21 protein-coding genes are annotated in these 21,528 nt (G+C 68.6%); 18 read left to right on the top strand and 3 right to left on the bottom strand.

Features of this window, described 5'->3' with window-relative positions; all coding sequences use genetic code 11:
- Positions 1 to 19 precede the first annotated feature (19 nt).
- From ACQPXD_RS48870 to ACQPXD_RS48785, 18 genes are all read left to right on the top strand, one after another.
- The gene (locus tag ACQPXD_RS48870; RefSeq protein ID WP_432830796.1) at positions 20 to 1,102 is read left to right on the top strand and encodes a C40 family peptidase; all 1,083 of its coding nucleotides are present in this window, start codon (positions 20 to 22) and stop codon (positions 1,100 to 1,102) included.
- A 318-nt stretch (positions 1,103 to 1,420) separates the two neighbouring features.
- Positions 1,421 to 2,173: a TnsA-like heteromeric transposase endonuclease subunit gene (locus ACQPXD_RS48865; protein ID WP_432830794.1), complete on the top strand. Its 753-nt coding sequence runs from the start codon at positions 1,421 to 1,423 to the stop codon at positions 2,171 to 2,173.
- Positions 2,173 to 4,251, top strand: a complete 2,079-nt coding sequence (locus tag ACQPXD_RS48860) for an integrase (RefSeq protein WP_432830792.1) — start codon at positions 2,173 to 2,175, stop codon at positions 4,249 to 4,251. Before ACQPXD_RS48865 ends, ACQPXD_RS48860 begins: the two co-directional genes overlap by 1 nt.
- Positions 4,245 to 5,279: an ATP-binding protein gene (locus ACQPXD_RS48855; protein WP_432830790.1), complete on the top strand. Its 1,035-nt coding sequence runs from the start codon at positions 4,245 to 4,247 to the stop codon at positions 5,277 to 5,279. Before ACQPXD_RS48860 ends, ACQPXD_RS48855 begins: the two co-directional genes overlap by 7 nt.
- Positions 5,276 to 6,208, top strand: coding sequence for a TniQ family protein (locus ACQPXD_RS48850; protein WP_432830788.1), 933 nt, complete (start codon positions 5,276 to 5,278; stop codon positions 6,206 to 6,208). The genes ACQPXD_RS48855 and ACQPXD_RS48850 overlap by 4 nt, the downstream gene beginning before the upstream one ends.
- Positions 6,209 to 6,309: 101 nt before the next feature.
- On the top strand, positions 6,310 to 6,771 hold the full coding sequence (locus tag ACQPXD_RS48845) for an AAA family ATPase (protein WP_432830786.1): 462 nt from the start codon (positions 6,310 to 6,312) through the stop codon (positions 6,769 to 6,771).
- Between the two features lie 7 nt (positions 6,772 to 6,778).
- Positions 6,779 to 7,555: a tRNA(His) guanylyltransferase Thg1 family protein gene (locus ACQPXD_RS48840; RefSeq protein WP_432830784.1), complete on the top strand. Its 777-nt coding sequence runs from the start codon at positions 6,779 to 6,781 to the stop codon at positions 7,553 to 7,555.
- Between the two features lie 400 nt (positions 7,556 to 7,955).
- On the top strand, positions 7,956 to 8,708 hold the full coding sequence (locus tag ACQPXD_RS48835; protein WP_432830782.1) for a TnsA-like heteromeric transposase endonuclease subunit: 753 nt from the start codon (positions 7,956 to 7,958) through the stop codon (positions 8,706 to 8,708).
- 5 nt (positions 8,709 to 8,713) lie between these two features.
- A complete protein-coding gene (locus ACQPXD_RS48830) occupies positions 8,714 to 10,768 on the top strand; it encodes an integrase (protein WP_432830780.1) in 2,055 nt (684 codons plus the stop codon).
- On the top strand, positions 10,762 to 11,793 hold the full coding sequence (locus ACQPXD_RS48825; protein WP_432830778.1) for a TniB family NTP-binding protein: 1,032 nt from the start codon (positions 10,762 to 10,764) through the stop codon (positions 11,791 to 11,793). Before ACQPXD_RS48830 ends, ACQPXD_RS48825 begins: the two co-directional genes overlap by 7 nt.
- A gap of 6 nt (positions 11,794 to 11,799) precedes the next feature.
- Positions 11,800 to 12,171 carry a hypothetical protein gene (locus ACQPXD_RS48820; protein WP_432830776.1) on the top strand — a complete coding sequence of 124 codons (372 nt, stop codon included), beginning with the start codon at positions 11,800 to 11,802 and terminating at the stop codon, positions 12,169 to 12,171.
- A gap of 61 nt (positions 12,172 to 12,232) precedes the next feature.
- Positions 12,233 to 12,553 (top strand): transposase, encoded by a 321-nt coding sequence (locus tag ACQPXD_RS48815; protein ID WP_432830774.1) that lies wholly within the window; start codon positions 12,233 to 12,235, stop codon positions 12,551 to 12,553.
- Positions 12,550 to 13,575, top strand: a complete 1,026-nt coding sequence (locus ACQPXD_RS48810) for an IS3 family transposase (protein ID WP_432830772.1) — start codon at positions 12,550 to 12,552, stop codon at positions 13,573 to 13,575. Before ACQPXD_RS48815 ends, ACQPXD_RS48810 begins: the two co-directional genes overlap by 4 nt.
- Positions 13,457 to 14,491, top strand: coding sequence for a tyrosine-type recombinase/integrase (locus ACQPXD_RS48805; RefSeq protein ID WP_432830770.1), 1,035 nt, complete (start codon positions 13,457 to 13,459; stop codon positions 14,489 to 14,491). The genes ACQPXD_RS48810 and ACQPXD_RS48805 overlap by 119 nt, the downstream gene beginning before the upstream one ends.
- Positions 14,488 to 15,450, top strand: coding sequence for a tyrosine-type recombinase/integrase (locus tag ACQPXD_RS48800; RefSeq protein WP_432830768.1), 963 nt, complete (start codon positions 14,488 to 14,490; stop codon positions 15,448 to 15,450). Before ACQPXD_RS48805 ends, ACQPXD_RS48800 begins: the two co-directional genes overlap by 4 nt.
- Positions 15,440 to 16,480 (top strand): tyrosine-type recombinase/integrase, encoded by a 1,041-nt coding sequence (locus ACQPXD_RS48795; RefSeq protein ID WP_432830766.1) that lies wholly within the window; start codon positions 15,440 to 15,442, stop codon positions 16,478 to 16,480. The genes ACQPXD_RS48800 and ACQPXD_RS48795 overlap by 11 nt, the downstream gene beginning before the upstream one ends.
- A gap of 200 nt (positions 16,481 to 16,680) precedes the next feature.
- Entirely contained in the window at positions 16,681 to 16,899 is a 219-nt protein-coding gene (locus tag ACQPXD_RS48790; protein ID WP_432830764.1) for an integrase core domain-containing protein, read from the top strand.
- Between the two features lie 33 nt (positions 16,900 to 16,932).
- Positions 16,933 to 17,685, top strand: coding sequence for a TniQ family protein (locus tag ACQPXD_RS48785; protein ID WP_432830762.1), 753 nt, complete (start codon positions 16,933 to 16,935; stop codon positions 17,683 to 17,685).
- A 324-nt stretch (positions 17,686 to 18,009) separates the two neighbouring features.
- Here ACQPXD_RS48785 and ACQPXD_RS48780 read toward each other — a convergent pair whose 3' ends face one another.
- The 3 genes from ACQPXD_RS48780 to ACQPXD_RS48770 form a co-directional block, all read right to left on the bottom strand.
- Positions 18,010 to 18,888 (bottom strand): lysostaphin resistance A-like protein, encoded by an 879-nt coding sequence (locus ACQPXD_RS48780; protein WP_432830760.1) that lies wholly within the window; start codon positions 18,886 to 18,888, stop codon positions 18,010 to 18,012.
- A gap of 119 nt (positions 18,889 to 19,007) precedes the next feature.
- Complete coding sequence (locus tag ACQPXD_RS48775; protein ID WP_432830758.1) at positions 19,008 to 20,615, bottom strand: hypothetical protein; 1,608 nt, start codon at positions 20,613 to 20,615, stop codon at positions 19,008 to 19,010.
- Complete coding sequence (locus ACQPXD_RS48770; protein ID WP_432830756.1) at positions 20,612 to 21,514, bottom strand: ABC transporter ATP-binding protein; 903 nt, start codon at positions 21,512 to 21,514, stop codon at positions 20,612 to 20,614. The genes ACQPXD_RS48775 and ACQPXD_RS48770 overlap by 4 nt, the downstream gene beginning before the upstream one ends.
- Positions 21,515 to 21,528 lie beyond the last annotated feature (14 nt).

The raw sequence follows: 21,528 nt of genomic DNA, 5'->3' as shown, positions 1-21,528 counted from the left end.
AGGCCGGGGCGGTGCCGCGATGACCACCAAAGCCATCGGCGCGGCCATCGCCGCGTTCCTCGGGATCATCGTGCTGTGCGCGGTGGGCGGCGCCGCCCTGTTCGGCGCCGCCGGGACTGGATGCAGCCTGCCCGTGCCCGCCGGCCCCGCGGTGAGCGCACCCGCCGGCGGCTGGCCGCAGATCGGCGCCTACAGCCCCGACCAGGTCGCCATGGCCGCCACCATCGTGTCGGTCGGCGCCCAGATGGGGGTCCCGGTCCGCGGCTGGGTCATCGCCACCGCCACCGCCATCCAGGAATCCAGCCTCTCCAACCCGGCCGGCGGCGACCAGGACTCGATCGGGCTGTTCCAGCAACGCCCCAGCCAAGGCTGGGGCACCCCGCAGCAGCTGCACGACCCCGTCTACGCCAGCCAGCAGTTCTTCGCCAAGCTGCTGACCGTCCCCAACTGGCAGGACCTGGCGCTCACCGAGGCGGCACAGGCGGTACAGGCCAGCGCGACGCCGGACGCGTTCGCCACGTGGGAGTCCGACGCCACCATGCTCGTCAACGCCATCGGCGGTGGCGTGTTCTGGGACCGCAGCGCCGAACCCAGCGCGGGCACCGACACCGGGTTCGCGTGCGGCGACGGCGGCGACGGCCAACCCAACGGCGACGACCTGCCGCTGCCCGCCGACTACACCCTCCCACCCAACACCCCACCCGCGGTCGCCAGCGCCATCTTCTGGGCGCTCGGTCAACTCGGCACCAGCTACGCATTCGGCGGCTCCTGCACCGACCCGCACGGCCCCGACCCCAGCACGCACTGCGACTGCTCATCACTGGTCCAACAGGCGTACCGGGCCGCCGGCATCAGCATCCCACGCACCACCACCGACCAGATCTACGCCGGCACCGCAGTCACCGACCCAAGCCAGATCCAACCCGGCGACCTGCTGTTCATCCCCGGCGCCCACGGCACCCCGCAGCACCCCGGCCACGTCGGCATGGCCATCGGTGACGGCCTGCTCGTCCAGGCCCCGCACACCGGCGACACCGTCAAGATCACAAAGATCGCGCAGTGGGTCAACCAGATCTCCATCATCCGACGCGTCGTGAAATAGCTCCTATTTGTAGGTTCTCAAATAACATGGCCCATTCTCAAAAGGGATGTCCACGTTCTGTCCCATGGGACATATTGATGAGAAGCTCGTCCGGCGTGTCGTGATGTGTCCCGTCTCACGTGATTTGGCACCTGTCTTGGTGTAGCTGGCCCGGTTCGGGTTTGCGTCTCACTGAATCTGGCACGAGCGCTCCGGCCGGGTCGGGTTGTCTCATTGAAGTTGGCCTGCTGGGCGTGTCGTCTCACCGAATGTGGTCTGGAAGCTGCTAACGTGCCGAGTTGAAGATCGAGGTCTAGCTATCCCAATCATGGGGAGGCGATGGCGGGTTCGGCGGCACTGACGGCTTCGGCGGCGGGCTCGTCGTTCGACGTGGTATTCGTCGACGAGGAGGGGCGTCGCCGCAGAGAGCCGCTGTCGGCCTGCTGGGACCGGCCGTTTGAGAAGGTGCTGCCGGTCAGGGCGTTCCCGTCGGCGAAGGATCAGGTGAACTGGCCGGGTTACTGGTGGTCGGTCACGACTGGTCGCCATGTGGGTTACGAGTCCTGGGTCGAACGCGACGTGGCGATGATGCTCGACTTCGACCGTGCGGTGATCGCGTTTTCGTCTCAACCGTTCTGGCTGAACTGGGCCGGTGGGAGCGGGCCGCGCAGACACGCGCCGGACTTCTTCGCGCGGCTTGCCGACGGTGGTGGCGTTGTGCTCGATGTGCGCCCGGATGATCGGGTCGACGCGGCGGCGGCTGAGGCGTTCGCGGTGACGGCGCAGGCGTGTGCGGAGGTCGGCTGGGAGTTTCGCCGCACGGGTGGCCCGCCGACGGTGCTGGCGGCGAATGTTCGCTGGCTTGCCGGTTACCGGCATCCCCGGTGCCGGCGCCCGGACATCGCCGAGGACTTGTCGAGGGTGTTCAGTCAGCCGATACCGGTGCTGGCCGGCGCCCGCGAGGTCGGCGACCCGATCGCGGTCCTACCGATGCTCTACCACCTGCTGTGGTGGCAGGCACTGCGTGCCGATCTGGCTGGTGCGGTCCTCGGACCGCGCAGCCTGGTCGCATCGGTGGAGGGGACGGGTTGATGTCGAGGCCGATGGTGCTGCGGGTCGGGGACCGGGTCCGGTTCGACGCTGTGGCGCAGACGGTGGTGGGGTTGTCGGGCACACTGGTCCGGCTGGCTGATGAGCAGGGCCGCACCAGCGTGGTGCATCTGCCGCATCTGCTGGCCGCGGACGGTTTTGAACATCTCGGTGAACGGGTCGCGACGCCGGCGCTGCCGCCGGGGCTGCTGCACGCGGTCCCGCAGGAGGCGATCGAGGAAGCGCAGTGGTGGGAGAGCCACATCCTCGAGGTCATCACCGGTAGACCGCTGCATGCCGAGGCCGGTGCTCGGCCGCGGCTGGGCTACGACCCGGCGATGCGTTCCTTGGTGCAGCGGGAGCAGGCCAAGGCCACCGAGTTGGCCGCGCAGGGCCGCGAGGTGAGTATCCGCACACTCAAACGCAAGCGACACCGGTATGAGACCCATGGGCTGGCCGGGCTGATCGACTGGCGCATCGACCGGCACCGTTCGGCGCACGGACGCGCCGATCCGCGGGTGGTCGACGCGTTGCGGCAGGCGATCGAAGAGGCTACCGACCGATCCACGCGCACGGTGACCTATCTCCAGTGGCGGGTCGAGCAGATCCTGGCCGCCGAGCACGGCGACGGCGTGGTGGAGATGCCGTCGCGGGCGACGTTCTACCGGTTGTTCGACCAGGTCAAGGCCGGCCGGCATACGACCGGGTCGGCCCGGACCCGCCAGTCGTTGGCCAATCGGCCGCCGGGCCCGTTCGGTGCGGTGACGGCGTTGCGGCCGGGTGAGCTGATGCAGATCGACTCGACCCCGTTGGATGTGCTGGTCTTGTTGCACAACGGGGTGCCTGGCCGGGTGGAGTTGACCGGGATGGTGGATCTGGCGACCAGGTCGATCACGGCCGGGGTGCTGCGCCCGACGACGAAGTCGGTGGATGCGTCGCTGCTGCTGGCCCGCACGGTCACGCCGGAGCCGATGCGCCCGGGCTGGGCTGAGGCCCTGGCAATGTCGCGGTCGGTGCTGCCGCACCGGCGGCTGTTGGAACTCGACCAGCGGCTGGAGCACGCCGCGGCTCGGCCGGTGATCGTGCCCGAGACGATCGTGTGCGACCGGGGCAACGTGTTCATCTCCCACAACTTCCGCACCGCCTGCGCGAGCCTGGGCATCAACTTCCAGCCGGCCCACCCGCACACCCCGACCGACAAGCCACACATCGAGCGGACCCTGGAATCGGTGAGCACCCTGTTCTGCCAGTTCGTGTCCGGCTACCTCGGGCGCAGCGCCGAGCACCGGGGCCGACGGGTGGAAGACGAACCGTTATGGTCGCTGCTGGAACTGCAGGAACTGCTTGACGAGTGGATTCTGGCCGGGTGGCAACATCGGCCCCACGACGGGCTCCGCGATCCGGTCACCCCGGGTCGGGCCTACACACCGAACGAGCGCTACGCGGCGCTGGTCGAGTCGGCCGGTTACGTGCCGGTCGCGTTGTCCGCGCAGGACTACATCGAGCTGTTGCCCGCGCGGTGGCAGGCCATCAACACCTACGGCATAAAGATCAACCACAGGGTTTACGACAGCGCCGAGCTCAACCCGTGGCGCCGCCAACCCTCCGGTGTGAACGCGAAGAAGAACCTGTGGGAGGTCCACCACGATCCATACGACGTCAGCCAGATCTGGGTGCGTAACCACCGCCAAGGCGGCTGGATCACCGCCACCTGGAAGCACCTGAACAGCGTGCCCGCCCCGTTCGGTGAACTGGCCTGGGACCACGCCCGGCAGCATCTTGCCGCGCAGGGCCGGCAGGCCACCGAAGCGGAGATCGCGCAAGCAGTCGCCGCGCTGCTGCAACGCGCCGACCGCGGCCCCGCCCAAGACCGAGATCGGGCCGGCAAACCGTCCAAACGGGAGCAGCGGGTCGCGGCGCGCACCAAGGCCACCGCGGCGCCGGCCTGGCCGCGACCCGACCTGCCGGCCCCACCGCCGGTGCAGGAGGACGTGGACAACGGTGAGGACACCGGGTCGCTCGCCGAGGTGGTGCCGTTGCGGGTGTTCGACGCGCGAGAGGAGGCCAGCCGGTGGTGGTGAGCGCACCAGAGCTGGGCATCATCGACGATCGCCGGGCTCCCACGACCACCCTGGCCGGGTGGCGGCAGTTCGTGCAGGACGATCCGGTCACGCTGGATCTGCTGCCCGAACCGGACTGGGCCGAGCTTGATGCCACAGGCCGTGGCGAGTACGACGAGGCCCGCATCAAGTACCACTCCGAGCTGATCGTGGTGGAGACCTCCACCGTCCGCGACGTCATCCGCCAGGGGCGACTGCTCAGCCTGCTTAACCAGCGGGAGGTCTGCGCCCGCCGCGGCCTGATCGTCTCCGGTGCGGCGGCCACCGGCAAGAGCACCGCCATCAAACAGCTCGGCCGCGCCCACGAACTGCTGGTCCGTAACCGCTACCCGGCTGCCGACCGAATCCCGGTCGTCTACGTCACCGCACCACCCAAGGGCTCACCCAAGAAGCTGGCCACCCAGTTCGCGCACTTCCTGGGCATGCCCCCGTTCAAGTCGCGGGCCAACGAGATGGACATCGCCACCACCGTCTGCGAAGTCCTCACCGAAGCCCGCACGGATCTGGTCATCGTCGATGAAATCCACAACGTGAACCTGGCGACCAGCGCCGGAGAAGACCTGTCCGACCACCTGAAGTATTTCACTGAGCACCTGCCCGCCACGTTCGTCTTCGCCGGCATCAACGTCGAATCGGGCGGCCTGTTCACCGGGATCCGGGGTCAGCAGATCGCCGCCCGCTGCGTGATGACCCGCACCGGGAAGTTCCCCTACCGCGACGAATGGCGCTCCATGGTGGCCACTATGGAACAGGCCCTGCGGCTGCACCGCCACGAGCCCGGATTCTTGACCAGGCAGGCGAAGTATCTGCACCAACGCACCGGCGGGCTGATCAGCAGCCTGTCACACATCATCCGTGCCGCGGCGATCTACGCCATCGTGGAAGGCGGCGAGCAGATCACCCGGGACCTGCTCGACCTCATCGTGGTCGACCACGCCACCGAGTCCGCCGCACCCAAACCACCCCGACCCCGCGAGACGCAGACATGAGCGTCACGGCGATCAGCCATCTGTTCCGTGCCGGGCCCAGACGCGCACTGCCGCGGACCTGCCGCCCCGCCCAGGACGAAACCACCGGCTCCTACCTGCTGCGACTGGGCATCGCCAACCGGATCACCGGAGCGGACCTCGTCGACTACCTCACCGCCGGCACGTCCCAGTCCATCGACAAGGTCAACCTTGCGGCCCTCGCGACTGCCAGCGGTCAGCCGCCGCTGGCCCTGGCCTACGCACTGCCCGAACTGCGACCTCAGCACCCCGACCACTCCGCGATGGCGCTGCGCGGACGCACCCTGCCCGCCAAACCCAACACGGTGCGTCCCGCCTGCCGCCACTGCGCCGCCGTCCGGACCATCGCGGAACGCATCGACGTCTGGCATCGGCACGAACACAACATCTGCCTGCGCCACCGGCTCTGGATCGGCCCCGGCGCGGACCATCCGCGCGACCAAGTCAACCTCACCGCGCACTCGGACATCGTCCACGCCCAGGTCCGTCACCTACGCCTCATCCGCCGGAACGGGCACGGCGTCGTGCACACCGGTTACCACACCGCTCGCTTGATCTGGGAAACCCTCACCTACCGCGGTTGGGGGATGCCCCACGCCATCGCCCGCGACATCCCGCTACCACCCGCTTTCGGACACCAGAACTGGCCGGCCGACGCCCGCGACCCGGTCCACGCTGCGACCACCTACCCCGAGATCATCACCCTCACCCAGTTGCTGGTCGCCCCGCACTGGCGCCCGTTCGCCATGTCTGCCTCCACCGCTGACCACGACCGGTTCCGGGTCGAGTTTCAGCGCCGCCTCCCACCGGCCCATCGCGACCTCGCCAACGGTGACCTTCAACTCCTCGCCGCCGTCCGAGGCGCCCAGGTCGACCGCTGGCACCAGCCCGCCGTCGAGACGTCCACATGAGCAGCAGACCGCATGCCGCACGAGCGCAACTCATCTCCTGAGCATCAATAGCGTGGAGAGCCCGACCAAGATCGGGCAGACTCGGACCGGGAGGCGAGAACATGGAGGTGGCTATCATGATCGGCCTTCAAGCGTCGGGGAAAACGACGTTCTGCCGGCAAGTATTGGCGGCAGATCATGTGGTGGTAAGCAAGGACGCCTTCCCGAACGCGCGGCACCGGCAACGCCGCCAGCTGCGGCTGATCAGCGAAGCCCTCGCCGAGGGACGCAGCGTGGCGGTGGACAACACCAACCCCTCGCCGCAGGAGTGGCAGCCGCTCATCGAGGCCGCCCGGGAGCACGGTGCTGCGCCGGTTGGGTACTGGTTTCCGCCCGACCTGACCGCGACCCAGCAACGCAACGCCATCCGCGAGGGCCGCGCCCGCGTTCCCGACGTCGGGCTGTATGCCACGCTCAAACAGCTTCGACCACCCACGCGGGCCGACGGGTTCGACCGCCTCTACTTGGTCTCCTTCGACGGCGCGGGTGGCTTCGACGTCCGGACCATGGACGAGGAGGACTGAGTCGCCGGTGGACGCCGACACGTTCGAGGCGGCGCAGCGCGCCCGCGAATACTTCCACGCACTCACCGTCCTGCCAGGCGCGTGGACGGTGATCCGGCTGGACGGACGCGGGTTCTCCCGCCTCACCGAGCAGCGCTTCGACAAGCCGTTCGACGCCCGCTTCAGTGACCTGATGGTCACCACGGCAGAGACAGTGCTGACCGAACTGGGCGGCCGCTACGCCTACACCGAAAGCGACGAGATCTCGGTGCTCTTCGACCCCAGTCTCGACCTGTTCGGCCGCGGCGTGGAGAAGCTCGTATCGATATCGGCGGGAATCGCCACGGCGGCGTTCACCCACGCCGCCAGCGAACCGGCGCACTTCGACTCCCGGCTATGGGTAGGGGTCGGTGTCCCGGACGTGGTCGACTACTTCTCCTGGCGGCAGGCCGATGCGGCACGCTGCGCCCTCAACGGCTGGTGCTACTGGACCCTCCGCAAGGCAGGTCGGTCCCGCCAGCAGGCCACTGCCGCGCTGGAACATGCGAGCACCGCGGACAAGAATGAACTGCTGTTCCGCCACGACATCAACTTCAACGACCTGCCCACCTGGCAACGCCGCGGCATCGGACTGTGGTGGGAGACCTACCAACGACCCGGCTACGACCCCATACGCCAGATCGAGGTCACCGCCACCCGGCGGCGCATCACGGTCGACCGAGACCTGCCGATGAAGGCCGCCTACCGCGACCTCGTCCAACGCCGCTGCGTCAACAACAAAGTCGGTCCCCCTGAGCCGTATTGAGGCCCGAACCATCGCCAACTCAACGACTACCACAAGGCCGCAGCCGCAACCCGCACCGAGCGGTCCCCAGCTTCAGCCCTTGATGTCGGCCGCCGAGACCCCCGTTCCACGCCACATTCGCTGAGACAACTTGGGGCATTCAGCAGCGACGAGCCAACTCCAGTGAGACGCGACCCCATCTTCGTCTCATCCATGTTGTCCCATGCCAGGTAGACGCCGGGTCGGATGCCAACTGGAATGAGACGGGACATCTGTCGATGGCTTGGCTGTCAGGATCGCGGTATGGCTGCGACTGTCCCGTGACACGCAAGACAGCCCTTTGCCAGTTAATGCGGCCCGTCTGCTGGTTTTGCCACTAGAGTTGGCCCGTTCCTGATCCCTGTGATGGCTGGGGCGGACGGTGACGGGTGCTGTTGGTGCGGCGGCGGATGCTGCGGATGAGCGGTTCTGGCTGGAGTTTCAGGTCGTTGGTGGTGCCTGGGAGCATGGCTCGCTGTCGTCGTGTGGTGGCGTGCGGTTCGAGGGGGCGCTGCCGGTGCGGCCGTTCCGGTTCGAGAAGCGGCTGCGGAGTTTCGCGGGCTGGTGGTACTTCGCTACGACGGGTGCTCATGTGGGGTTCGAGTCGTGGCTGGAAGGTGATCATCTGATGCTGATGGACTTCGACCCTGCGGTGCGGGCGGTGTCGGCGCAGCCGTTCTGGCTGCGTTGGTGCGACAGGGAGGGTCGGGCCCGGCGGCATGCGCCGGACTTCTTCGCCCGGCTGGCTGACGGGACTGGGGTGGTCGTTGATGTCCGGCCTGATGACCGGATCCCTGTCCGGGACGCGGAGACGTTTGCGCTGACCGCATCCGCGTGCCAGGCGGTGGGCTGGGAGTACCGCCGGTTAGGGAATCTTGACCCGGTGCTGGCTGCGAACGTGCGGTGGCTGTCGCGTTACCGGCACCGGCGGTGCTTGGTGCCGGGGATCGCGGGGGTGCTGCTGGCGGCGTTCGCCGGCGGGCGGGCCCTGTTCGAGGGCGCTGAATTGGCTGGGGACCGGCTGCGGGTGCTGCCGGTGCTGTTCCACCTGATGTGGCAGCGGCAGTTGGTGGCTGACCTGGCGGCCGGGCCGCTGGGCATGACGACCGTGGTGCACGCGGGCGGGCCACGGTGAGCGGCGTGCGGCGGCGCCGGGTCGGTATCGGTGACCGAATCCTGGTCGGCGGCAAGCCGAACGTGGTCGTCAGTGTGTCCGGGACGCGGGTCCGGCTGGCCGATGATGAGGGTGCGGTGCGCACGGTCACGGCGGCCGAGCTTGCCACCGACCAGCGGTTTGAGATCGCGGCAGCGGCTTCGCCGCGGGGGCCGCGACCGGAGATCGGGCTGGAGGGCCTGCCTGCCGCCGCGGTGGAGGAAGCCTCCTGGTGGGAGGCGCACATCGCGGAGGTCGTCTACGGGCTGCGGCCGGACGCGGCCGTCGGAACGCGGCCGAGGCCGCAGTACGACCCGGAGCGGACCAGCCTGACCGAAAGGGAGAAGGCCAAGGCCGCCGAGTTGTCGGCCGCAGGCCGGCCCGTCCCGGCCAGCACGGTCAAGCACCGCCGCCAGCGGTGGGAGGCGCACGGCCTGCCCGGCCTGGTCGACCGTCGTCTTGCCCGGCGGATGCGGCCCGCCGGGCGGGCCGACGAGCGGGTCGTGGCGGCGATGCAGCAGGCGATCAGCGAGACGGCCAGGGCTTCTTCCCGGACGGCGGGCTTCGTGATCTGGCGGGCGCGGGAGATCCTCGCCGGGGCCGGCTATGACGGTGCCGTGCCGTCGGACCGGACGTTCTACCGGCTGTTCGGCACGCTGTCACACGGCCGGCAGGTGACGGGTTCGGCGTCGACCCGGCGGTCGCTGGCTGGTCGTCCGGAGGGCATGTTCGGGTCACTGCCTGCGGCGGCGCCGGGCGAGGTGGTGCAGATCGACTCCACCCCGCTGGACGTGCTGGTGCTGCTGGACGACGGGGTTCCCGGCCGGGTCGAGTTGACCGGCATGATCGACGTCGCTACGAGGGTGGTGCCCGCTGCGGTGCTGCGGCCCACGACGAGGTCGGTGGACGCCAGCGTGCTGCTGGCCCGCGCCGTTACCCCCGAACCGGTGCGGCCGGGCTGGTCGGAGGCGTTGAAGATGGCGCACTCGGTCCTTCCCTACGAGCGTCTGCTCTCAGTGGACGCGCGGCTCGAGCACGCCGCCGCGAGGCCGGTGATCGTCCCGGACACGATCGTGATCGACCACGGCAGCGTGTTCGTGTCCGCCGCGTTCCGGTCCGCCTGCCGGCACCTGGGCATCTCGATCCAGCCCACCCACCTGGGCAGCGGATCGGAGAAAGGCCACATCGAACGGTATTTCGGGTCGGTGGCCTCGCTGTTCTGCCAGTTCGCGTCCGGGTATGCCGGGCGCAGCCCGGACCGCCGCGGCCGGCATGTCGAGGACCAGCCGCTCTGGTCCATGAGCGAGTTGCAGGAACTGCTCGATGAATGGCTGGTCTCGGTCTGGATGAACCGGCCACATGACGGGCTCCGCGACCCTGAGCACCCGGGGCGGGCGTTCACCCCGAACGAGAAGTACGCCGCCCTCATCGAGGCCGCCGGCTACGTGCCTGTCGCGCTCGGCCCGGACGACTACATCGAGCTGCTGCCCGCTTCCTGGCGCGCGGTCAACGCCTACGGCATCAAGCTGAGCCGGCGCAGCTACGACAGTGCGGAGCTGAACCCGTTGCGGCTGCAGCCGTCCGGGGTCCGGGAGAAGAAGAACCTGTGGGAGGTCCGCCACGATCCATATGACGTCTCCCGCGTCCACGTCCGCGGGCCGGACGGGTGGATCACCGTGTTCTGGAAGCACCTGGACCGCGCCCCGGTTCCGTTCGGCGAACTGGCCTGGGACCACGCCCGCCGCAGCCTGGGCCGCGATGCCACCGAAGAACAGATCGCCGACGCCGTGGCGGCGCTGCTGCGCCGCGCGAACGCCGGCCCGCAAGACCAGCAGAAGCCGAAGATGAGCAAGCGCGACCGCCGAGTCGCCGCCCGCACCAGGGCAGTCGCTGCTCCGAGCGGGAAGCTCGACCAGCCTGCATCCGGCGACCCCACGCAACCGGACGCGGCCACGGGGCAGGCAGAACAGGACGCGCCGCTGGCGAAGGTGATCCCGATGCCCATCTTCGACCCGTTCGCCGAGGCGGACAAGCGATGGTGACCCGCGCGGCCCGCCCGGGCCCGGGCGGCGATCCAGCCGGCGATCACGAGCATCTGCAGCTGACCACCCTGGCGGGCTGGCGCGGGTTCGTCGCGGAGAAGCCCGCAGTGCCGGATCTGCTGCCCCAAACGGTCTGGGCCGCCCTGACCGATGACAAGCGAGCCTGCTACGACGATGACCGCATCGACCACCACTCTCGACTGCTGGTAGTCCAGACTCCCGCGATCCGCCAGGTCATCACCTCCGGCCGCCGCCTGATCCAGCTGAACAAGAACGCTCACTACGGGCGGTGCGGCCTGATGGTGTCCGGTCCCGCCAGGACCGGCAAGACCACCGCGCTCACCCAGCTCGGCAAGACCATCGAAGTGATCCACCGGCGCCGCCACCCACACTCGACAAGCGACATCCCGGTCGTCTACATCACCGTCCCGCCGGCGGCGACCCCGAAGATGATCGCTATGGAGTTCGCCCGGTTCTTCGACCTCCCGCTGTCGCGCCGGAGCAACATCACCGACATCGCCGACGCGGTCTGCGGCGTGAGCCTGGACGCCCACGTCACCCTGGTCGCCGTCGACGAACTGCACAACCTCAACACCGCCACCCGCGCGGGCGCCGAAGCATCCGACACTCTGAAGTACTTCTCCGAACGCATCCCGGCCACCTTCTGCTATGCCGGGATCAGCCTGGAACGCACCGGGCTGCTGTCTGGCACCCGTGGGGAACAGATCGCTGGCCGGTTCGGCATGGTCCGCACCGGCCCGTTCGGCCAGGATCCACAGTGGACCGCGCTGATCGCGGCCCTGGAAGACAGCCTCCGGCTCCACCACCACCGGCCAGACACTCTCACCAAGCTCGATCGCTACCTGCACCAACGCACCCACGGCATGATCGGAAGCCTGCTCTGGCTGATCCGCAGCGCCGCCATCAACGCCGTTCTGGACAGCACCGAGAAGATCACCAAGAAGTCCCTGGACACCGTCGACGCCGACATCACCTCGCAGACCCCGCGCCCACCCGCCGCGTGATCACCGATGCTGCCCCGAGACCGCGCCGAGAAAATCCTCACCCTGGGCGCCGCCGGATGGTCAGTACCCGCCATCGCCGCCCACCTCGGCCACAGCGAGCCAACCATCCGCGACTACCTGGCCGGGCGCAGGACACCCGGAGTCAGAGCGCCGCGGCCAAGCCTGCTCACCGACCTGTTCGCCGGCTACTGCCGACAACGCTTCGCCGAGGATCCCCACCTACGGCCCAGCACCCTGTTCAACGAAGTCACCGAACTCGGCTTCAAGGCAAGCCGCTCGACCTTCTACCGGGAGCTGACCCAACGCCGGCTCGCACCATCCAGCCACGCACAATCTCCCACCCAGCAGGCGACAGCCCCGGACCTGGACGAGGTGTGAAGTTCCACCCGCGGACCGGACACCCTGAAACCAGACAGTTGGTCTGGGGAAGGATGTCCTGGTGCCACGTCCATCGAAGTACCCCGAGGAGTTCCGCCGGGATGCGGTCGAGCTGGTCCGCTCCTCGCCCGGCCGGACGATTCGTGAGATCGGCCGAGAGCTCGGCGTGAACCACGAGACCCTGCGCAACTGGGTGAACGTCGCCAAGCAGGCTGAGCAGGCCGGCGCGGGCAGCGGGGGCAGCTCCGAGCGCGACGGGCAGGTCAGCCCGGATGAGCGGGAGGAGCTGCGCCGGTTGCGGAAGAAGGTCGCTGAGCTGGAGCTGGAGAAGGAGATTCTCCGGAAGGCGGCCCAGTATTTTGCCAAGGAGATGGGTCGATGATCCACCGCTACCGGTTCATCTCCGAGTACCACGCCACCTACGGCGTCACGCGGCTGTGCCGCGTTCTGGCGGTCGGTCGCCGGCAGGGCTACTACGAGTGGGTCGCTGCCCAGCCCGCCCGTCAGGAGCGTGCTGAGGCCGAGGACGACCTCGCTGCCGAGATCCGCACCATCCACGGCGAGCACAAGGGCTCCTACGGCTCGCCGCGTGTGACGGACGAGCTGCGCCGGCGCGGCCGCCGGGTCAACCGTAAGCGCGTCGAGCGGATCATGCGGGAACGCCACATCGTCGGCATCACCCGCCGCCGACGGCGGTCGCTGACCAAGCAGGACACGACCGCCGCGCCCGCCCCGGACCTGATCGGCCGCGACTTCACCTCGCCCGCTCCAGGGCACCGCCTCGTCGGCGACATCACCTACCTGCCCACCCAGGAAGGCTGGCTCTACCTGGCCACCACCATCGACCTGTTCAACCGCGAGGTCGTCGGCCACGCGATGGCCGAGCACATGCGCGCCGACCTCGTGTGCGGCGCGGTCGAGCTGGCCCACCGGCGCGGTCTGGTCAAGCCACGGGCCATCTTCCACTCCGATTACGCCGAGTTCTGCGTTAAGCCGAGGATCGTGGGATGGCCTGTGGTGGCCGGGTGGCCCTGGCTGATTCCTCGGCTTAACGATCCTGCGGTTGGTGGCTACCGTCCGTCGTGTCCATTCGCGTTGCGGAGAGGAGACGGCCATGGATACGACGGTCACAGGGATCGGGTCGGTTGTTGTCACGGAGTTGCGGGCAGCCGGCTACATGGAGTCGACGATCGGCCAGTACAGGAAGTCGATCAAAGCGTTGACGTGTTTTGCCGCGGAGTGCGGTGGCGTCTACTCGCCTGCCCTGGGTGCTGCGTTCGCGTCGATGACGATCAGTCCGCGTACTGGCAGGTTCAGTGCGCAGCGCAGCTTCGACTACAGCCGGCTGATCGGGGTGTTCGACGCCTACATGCTGACCGGCCGGGTGGAGTTGTCGTGCCGTAAGCGTGGCGGGGGTGGCTCACGACCGGTCTCGCGCGAGTTCACCGCGCTGGCTGCCGCGTGGGACGCCGACATGGCCGACCGTGACCTGGCGCTGGCCACCCGCGACGCCTACGGCCGGGTATGCCGCGCCTACCTGGTGTTTCTGGAGGCGCGCGGGATCGCCTGCCTCGGTGGCGCCGACGGGTCCAGCGTTCTGGGGTTTCTGGACTCGTTGACAGGCACGTGGGCGACGTCGTCGCTGTTCTGGGTGCTGTCGAACTTCCGGCCGTTCTTGAAGTTCACCGGCCGCAACGACCTGGTCGACGCGGCCGGGCTGGCCGGGGTCAGGCGTTCCCACGCGATCCTGCCGGTGCTTTCCGACGAGGTTGAACGCCTGGTCGTGCACGCATGCGCGACACCGGCGATCGCCGCGCGGGACGCCGCGATCACCCTGCTCGCGATGACGACGGGGCTGCGCGCGTGCGACATCATCAACCTGGGGCTGGCCGACATCGACTGGCGCGCACGGACCGCCGACATCGTGCAGCAGAAGACGCACAACCCGCTGACCGTGCCGCTGACCGATCTGCTGGTCGGCAGGCTCGCCGACTACGTTCTGGATCAACGGCCGGACTCGCCCGACGACCACGTGTTCCTGCGTTGCGTGGCGCCACATACGCGGCTGTCGGACCACGCATCGATCCACCGGGTGATCGCCACCGTGTTCGGCAAGGCTGGCGTCACCGACGTGAGGGCCGGTACTCGCCTGTTGCGCCACAACGCCGCGTCGCGGCTGCTGCGCGCGGCGGTCCCGTTGCCGACGATCTCGGCCGTGCTGGGCCATACGAGCCCGGAATCGACTGACCTGTATCTGAGCGTCGATGAGGACCGTCTGCTCGACTGCGTCCTCGACGTCCCCGTCGGAATGCGGTCATGAACGCCCGCCGCTTCACCAGTGCCTTCGCACCGCAACTGGAGGCCTACCTCGCGTTCAAGGAGAAGATGGGCTTCTACGGCGTCTCCCGGATCTGGTACCTGAAGCAGTTCGACGTCTACTGCACCACACACGAGCGGACCGTCTTCGACCGCGACACGGTCGAGGGATGGGTCAGCCAGCAGCTGACCCGCTCAGGGCGGTACCGGTCCTGGATGTCCTACATCCGCGACGTCGGCCGTTGGTTGCAGGCCCACGGGCAGCGCGACGCCTACGTCCTGTCCGATCGGTGGAAGGCCGCAGTCGTCCCCGCCCACCCCTACCTGCTGACCAGGGACGAGATCGAGGCGTTCTTCGCGGCCGCCGCAACGCTGAACGCCGCCTCCCCGTGGCGGTGGCAGGCGGTCGCGTTCTTCACGCTGATGCACTCCTGCGGGCTGCGGACCGGGGAAACCCGCCTGCTGCGCCCCGAACACGTGCACCTTCGCGACCGGCACCTCGACATCGTGGCTTCCAAAGGCAACCGCTCCCGACGCCTACCTATCACCGGCGAAGTCGCCGAGATCCTGGCCGGCTGCGACCGGGTCACCCGCGCACGCTTCGGCCCAACGCGGTGCACATTCTTCGTCTCCGCGGCCGGCAACCAGGTCACCGCCGCGACCGTCGGGAAGATGTTCAACCGTGCCTGGGACCAGGCCGGTCTCCCACGACCGGTGGGCGGTCAGCAGCCCCGGCCCTACGACTTCCGCCACCACTTCGCCTACGCCAACGTCGAACGATGGATGGCCCAAGGCAAGGACGTCATGGCGATGCTTCCCTACCTGGCCCGCTACATGGGGCACGCGGACATCGAGTCGAGCTTCTACTACATCCACACCTCGCCGGAGTTCCTGCACGCCTACGCCGACCTCACCGCCACGAGCCAGTCGTTGCTACCGGAGGTCGGGTTCGATGAAACGTGACCCGGCAACCGGCGCCCCGGACTTCTACCGCTTCGCCCGGGACTACCTGCACACCTACCTGCCCACCGTGGCCCGACGCTCACCGAACACGATCGAGGCCTACCGGATCAGCCTGGAATGCTTCCTGCACTACCTCGCCGAACACGAGCACATCGACCGCCCCGACGTGGGCTTCGACCACTTCGACCGGCCACACCTGAAAAGCTGGCTGGCCTGGATGGCCGACCAGCAGCACTACGCGCCCAGGACCATCGCGTTGCGGCTGACCAGCGTCAAAGCGTTCCTGACCTACTGCTCCGCCGAGGACATCACCCTCGTCGCGCTCAGTCAGGCAGCCAAGGCGCTACGCACGCCAGCCAGCGCGCGGAAACCGATCGAGTACCTCACCGAACCCGCGACACGGGCCGTCCTCGCCGCCTGCACCGGCCGCACCGCGAAATCGCGCCGCAACCGGATGCTGCTGATCTTGCTCTACGACACCGCGGCCCGCGTCGGTGAGATCACCCGCCTGACACTGCAGGACCTCCGCTTGGGCAAGCCCGGACACGTCGTCCTCACCGGCAAAAGGAACAAGACCCGCATCGTCCCCCTCACCGGCAAGACGATCGAGCACCTGGGCGCCTACCTCGCCGAGTTCCACCCAGGCACGACGCAGCTTCCCGCGACCCGGCCGGTGTTCTACAGCCTGCACAACGGCAAGCCAACAGCGCTGTCGACCGATACCGTCGCCGCAGTGCTCACGCACGCTGCCACAGCCGCACGGCAGAGCTGCCCCTCGATCCCGAACAACATCCACTGCCACATACTGCGCAAGACCAAGGCCATGGACCTCTACCAGCAGGGCATCCCGTTGCCCGTCATCATGCGGCTCCTCGGCCACGAGAACATGTCGACCACAGCAGCGTTCTACGCCTTCGCCACCATCGACATGATGCGACAAGCCGTGGAGGCGGCCACGCCTGCAATCGACTCGCCAGCCGCGCAGCCACTCACCGAGGACAGGCTCCAGGCCCTCTACAGCCTCCGATGACATGCCGTCGTTAAGCCGAGGAATCAGACACGACAACCCTTCCGGCACCGACCATCCCACGATCCCTCGGCTTAACGCAGAACTCGGCGTAATCCGAGTTAAACCGATTTCGGTTTAACTCCGACCGCGGCTCCCAGTACACCTCGACCGAGTTCCGCACCACGCTCAGGACGCTCCACATGAGAGGGTCGATGGGCCGCGTGGGTTCGTGCTATGACAACGCCGTCGCCGAATCGTTCTTCGCGACCCTGAAAGCCGAGATCGGCACCCGGGTCTGGGCCACCCGGGCCGACGCCCGCCGAGCCGTGTTCGCGTACCTTGCCTACTACAACCGCAACCGTCTACATTCGACACTCAGTCACCGAACCCCGTACGAGGCCCGCGTCTGCTACCGTCAGGCCACCGCCCTCGCGGCATGAAACCCCGGTGTCCGATCCTGGGGTGGAACTTCAGTGTCCCGCCCGATCGCCCCCACGCACACCCCGGTGCTGCCACGACGAGTCCCACCCGTCACCGGAGAGGCGCTCCTCTCCTACCTGACCCGCCTCGCCGCCGCCAACCACCTCACCATCGGCGAAGTCCTCGCCGTCCTGCCCACCTGGTTCACCACGAAGACCAACAACCCCGACGAGCGCGCCCAGCACCACATGCTCGCCCCCGCAACCACCGATGCCCTGCACGCGCTCGCCCGCCTCACCAGCACAACTCCCGCCGGCCTCGCCCGCGCGCTTCCAGCCTTCGGCACCACCGACACGCACGGCCCGGTCCGCGCTACCACCGCCTGCCACCGATGCACCGCCCGCCGCGGCATCCTCCAACCCGTCCCCGTTCACCTGCCCGCCCACCACAAGATCTGCACCCGCCACGGCATCTGGCTCAGCGACACCAGCCAGGCCCACCTCGACCTCGCCGCCTGCCCGGAGATCATCACCGCCCAGCACCGCGCCAACCGGCTCCTGCGCCGCCACACCCCCCAGCAACTACTACTCACCTACCAAGCCGCGGCCAAATCGATCCCTCCCTGGCCAACCTCACCAGCAGCCATCCCGCTCCACTGGAGGCACCGGCTCCTCACACTGCAAACCGCCAACCACCGCTACGGAACCCCCACCGACCACGACGCCTACATTCACGCAGCGATCTATCCCGACGCCATCACCCTCGCCGCAGCCGAACTCAACCCTCACCCCGCCGGGCCAGAATGACTGGCAAAACTCTGCCCAAGCACCCGGCGGCCAACTTCGATGGCACGACGCCGACTACCTTTTTGCCAACCGAAAAGGCCCGTGCAGGTCAAGGGCGCACTGCCGGGCCGAGATGCCTGTCACCGGACAGCGACCCGTGTCTCGGTGTAGTTGGTGGGTTCTCGACGATCCCGAGCGGCCGTCTCCGCGGGGTTCTGGCACGGGGTTTGGTTGCTGCTGTTTGTTGCTCTGTCGGGCGTGATTGCGATGGTGGCCGGTTCAGGCGTCTCTGGAGGCAAGCCTGCCGACTTGAGTTGGGTGGAGGCGGCACCGTTACGCCACGTGCTACCACCGCCGGGAGGCTGGCCTCGGTGCTGATACCTGCAGACGATCGGCCCGGTCTGCCGTATGCGGTGGCGTGGACTGGTACCGGCCGCTGAGCAGGATCCAGCCGGCCACCACCGCCATCGGCGCGGTCGCGACGGCGATGACGGTAGTGGCGCCGAATGTACTGCCTAGTAACGTGCCGGTCAGAAGCGACAGGGTCATGTTGTTCCCGGCGTGGGCGACGCTGGTGGTCCAGATGCTGCCGCTGCGTAGCCGCAGCCAGGTGAGAATGATTTCCTGGCACAGGAATGACACCGTCCAGACCAGCAGGCCCAGTGCTACGTTCCCGAATTCGAAGTACCCGAGGAACGGTAGCGGGTAGTGCCAGATCGCCCAGATCAGGCCGGTAGCCAGGGTCGCGGCCAGTGGTCGCCCAGGGAAGATCCGCAGCCGCAGGTAGGAGGTCCAGCCGAACTCCTCGCCCCAGTACAGCGGCGCCAGCAGGGGGACCACGAGCATCAGCACGGCCAGGAACGCCCACCACGGCAGCCCGGGTATCACGTGGTTCAGCGGCGCGAGGGTCGGCCGCCACAGCCCGAGAAGTGCGGCGAGCCCGACGGCGGCCGCGGTGAACGCCAGCGGTCCGAGCCAGGCCGCGAGGTAGTGGCGCCAGGCGGTACGTATCCGCAGCGCCAGTCCGGCGTCCGCGAAACCCTCCCGGGTGACCCAACGGCGGACGATGATCGCTGCGGCGGCGGGCGCGATCCAGCCGAGGGACGCCAACTGCACGAGTGCGTTGGCGAGCGAGAAACCCAGCAGTCTCGCGGTGATCTCGACTGTCCAGGTCACGCCGAAGCTGATCAGGAGGTATGTGACGAGGCCCCTGAGTCTCGACATTCGTGCGGTTCCTTCCGTTGCGGTTGCGGCGTGTGCCGCGCGGGCCACCAGCGCGCGAAGTTCGGGAGCGGCGGCGTCCTGGCGGCGGTTCGCGGAGTGTGTTTTCGGTGTTTCGGCCGTCACCGGGTGGCGTGTTGCGCGGCCCGTACGGCGAACGCGGTGGTGATCATGGCGAGAGCGACCCCGGCGATGAGCAGCGGCGACGGCCCAACCGGACGGCCGTGGTCGAGGACGGTGCCCATGTAGTCGACGGCGGCGACCTGGTTGACCGTGGCGTACCACAAGGTGACATAGGCGATCTGGAACGTGCGGTGGGTACGGCTGATGATGCCGAGCATGAGGGCGAGCGAGGGGATGAACACGGCGCCGGCCGCCCACGCGGCCATCCGTGGGCCGTCGGCCGCTGCGGCCATCCGCATCACGGGACCCAACCCGGTCGCGACGGTGAGCGTCAATCCGGCTGCCCATTCGGCTGCAAGCTGGCGGTAGACGTTGGGGTAAGCGCCGAGGAGGCCCGCCACCCCGTTCTCGCGGCGCTGGGTGCCCAGCCGGGACCAGATCAGCACCGGCCAGAACCAGGCCGCGGATAGCAGCAGCGCGGTGCTGGCACCCGTGGGCTGGGTCAGGTTCGCGGGCACGACGAGGCTGGCGGCGTTCAGTATCGCGACGACCAGCCACCACCAGCGGGAGGTGCCCTGCACGAGGATGCGTACCTCGCCTGCCAGCAGCCGCCGGAACACCAGCCGCGGCCGGGTCCGGGCCGGTAGAGGCGCCAGGGTCAGCGAACGTCGTGCCGTTGGCGTCCGGTCCGCGCCAGGCGCTGTGGCGGATCCGGGGACCGGCGTCGCGTCGCTGTCCGGTGCGCCCCCAGGTCGGGGGCGGGTGCGAGCGGGGTCGAACCGGCCAAACCACACCGCCGGTACGACCGTGAGGCTCACCGCGGCCAGCAGCATGATGAGCCTGCCGGTGACGAACCCGCCAGAGGGGTGCAGCCCGTCCCAGGCGAAGGTGCGCAACGGCTGATCGATCTTGGTGAAGCCCACGCTGAACTCTGCCGCCGCCGGCAGGTGCTGTGCGGCCATGGCGGCCCGCATCGAGGTTGCCACCGCGCCCAGTCCACCCAGCGGCACGCCGCCGCCGCCAATCGCGAGGAACGTCCACAGGGAGAACCAGGCGATGTTGCCCACGCCGGCCCGTAGCACCGGGATGGTCTCGAACAGCACCGCCGCGGCTGCGGTTACCGCCAGCACGGGAAGTGTGAGCAGCACGAACGGGAGCAGCAGCGCACCTGGGTCGACGGCCCGGGATTCGGCGCGGGCCAACTGCAGGACCACCGTAGTGACCGCGAGTACGCCCATCATCGAGGCGAGCACCATCAGGTTGCTGCAGAACTTGCCTGCGAGATAGCCGGCCCTGCTCAGCGGGGTGGCGGCGAGGATCTGGCTGACGCCGGTGTGCTGGTCGTGGGCGATGGCGTTGCGTACGACGTAGAACCCGCCGAGCATCAACCACAGCGCTCCGGCAAGTGCGGTCGCGGTGGCGGCGTAGGCGCTGTTGTAGACGCCTCGGTATCCTCCCGCGTTCATGATCACCCACTGGGAGTTGGCCGGGGGGAGCACCAGGTAGCCCAGCACGACCGCGGCGGCCAGGGTGACCAGGTAGGCGGGGCGCCGGGTCCGTTCCCGGAAGTCCGCCACCGCCAGCGCGGGCAGGACCCGGCCCGTCATCGCCGGGCTCCCGTGGCGCCTTCCACGGCCGGGCCGGGCGCCTCGTGGATGATCGTGAGGTAGGCGTCTTCCAGATCCGGGGCAGTCGCTACCGCGTCCGGGCCGGGCGGCGATGGCGCCAGCAGCCGTACCCGTACTCCCGCCGAGGTCCGGACCATTCGGCTGACCACATAGCGTTCCCGTAGCCGGGCGAGCCCATCGGGTGCCACGAGCATCTCCCATACCCGGCCCTGTGCCCGTCGCAGCAGGTCCTGCGGGCTGCCGCGTAGCCGGAGGCGGCCACCGGTCATGATCGCGATGTCGGAGGCCACTGACTCGACATCGGAGACGATGTGCGTGGACAGGACCACCACCCGGTCGGCGGCCAGGTCGCTGAGCAGGTTGCGGAATACCACCCGTTCCTCCGGATCCAGGCCCGCGGTCGGCTCGTCCACGATGAGGACCCGGGGGTCGGACAGCAGAGCCTGGGCGATGCCGACCCGGCGCAGCATCCCGCCCGAGTACTTGCCCAACGGGCGCTTGCCGGCACCGGTCAGGTCGAACAGCTCAAGCAACTGCCCGATCCGGGTCCGCGCCGCCCTGGCCGGCATGCCCTTCACCGCAGCCAGGTAGGACAGGAACTCCCGCGCGCTCAAGTGCGGGTACACGCCGAAGTCCTGCGGCAGGTAGCCGAGGTCACGCCGCAGCCGATTGGGGTGGGCCACGACGTCGGTACCGTCGAAGCGCACCTGCCCGCTGCTCGGGCGGGTCACCGTGGCGGCGATGCGCATCAGCGATGACTTGCCCGCACCGTTAGGACCCAGCAGACCTACCAGACCGGCCCCGAGTCGCATACTCACGCCGTCGACGCCCCGCACGCTGCCCGGATACACCTTGGTCACATTGACGAACTCCAGCATGTGATGCGCCTCCC

Origin of the sequence: Dactylosporangium sp. CA-092794 (assembly GCF_050948465.1) — a bacterium.
In the GTDB taxonomy this organism is placed as follows: Bacteria; Actinomycetota; Actinomycetes; order Mycobacteriales; family Micromonosporaceae; genus Dactylosporangium.
Note: the sequence above shows the minus strand (reverse complement) of the source record. Positions and strands in the feature narration are given on the sequence as shown.

What these genes read in the sequence shown, in the direction of transcription:
- ACQPXD_RS48825 (WP_432830778.1), top strand. Translation starts at nt 10,762, where the DNA reads ATGGTGACCCGCGCGGCCCGCCCGGGCCCGGGCGGCGATCCAGCCGGC.
- ACQPXD_RS48810 (WP_432830772.1), top strand. Translation starts at nt 12,550, where the DNA reads ATGATCCACCGCTACCGGTTCATCTCCGAGTACCACGCCACCTACGGC.
- ACQPXD_RS48800 (WP_432830768.1), top strand. Translation starts at nt 14,488, where the DNA reads ATGAACGCCCGCCGCTTCACCAGTGCCTTCGCACCGCAACTGGAGGCC.
- ACQPXD_RS48780 (WP_432830760.1), bottom strand. Translation starts at nt 18,888, where the DNA reads ATGTCGAGACTCAGGGGCCTCGTCACATACCTCCTGATCAGCTTCGGC.
- ACQPXD_RS48850 (WP_432830788.1), top strand. Translation starts at nt 5,276, where the DNA reads ATGAGCGTCACGGCGATCAGCCATCTGTTCCGTGCCGGGCCCAGACGC.
- ACQPXD_RS48820 (WP_432830776.1), top strand. Translation starts at nt 11,800, where the DNA reads ATGCTGCCCCGAGACCGCGCCGAGAAAATCCTCACCCTGGGCGCCGCC.
- ACQPXD_RS48865 (WP_432830794.1), top strand. Translation starts at nt 1,421, where the DNA reads ATGGCGGGTTCGGCGGCACTGACGGCTTCGGCGGCGGGCTCGTCGTTC.
- ACQPXD_RS48845 (WP_432830786.1), top strand. Translation starts at nt 6,310, where the DNA reads ATGGAGGTGGCTATCATGATCGGCCTTCAAGCGTCGGGGAAAACGACG.
- ACQPXD_RS48805 (WP_432830770.1), top strand. Translation starts at nt 13,457, where the DNA reads ATGACGATCAGTCCGCGTACTGGCAGGTTCAGTGCGCAGCGCAGCTTC.
- ACQPXD_RS48775 (WP_432830758.1), bottom strand. Translation starts at nt 20,615, where the DNA reads ATGACGGGCCGGGTCCTGCCCGCGCTGGCGGTGGCGGACTTCCGGGAA.
- ACQPXD_RS48860 (WP_432830792.1), top strand. Translation starts at nt 2,173, where the DNA reads ATGTCGAGGCCGATGGTGCTGCGGGTCGGGGACCGGGTCCGGTTCGAC.
- ACQPXD_RS48770 (WP_432830756.1), bottom strand. Translation starts at nt 21,514, where the DNA reads ATGCTGGAGTTCGTCAATGTGACCAAGGTGTATCCGGGCAGCGTGCGG.
- ACQPXD_RS48795 (WP_432830766.1), top strand. Translation starts at nt 15,440, where the DNA reads ATGAAACGTGACCCGGCAACCGGCGCCCCGGACTTCTACCGCTTCGCC.
- ACQPXD_RS48870 (WP_432830796.1), top strand. Translation starts at nt 20, where the DNA reads ATGACCACCAAAGCCATCGGCGCGGCCATCGCCGCGTTCCTCGGGATC.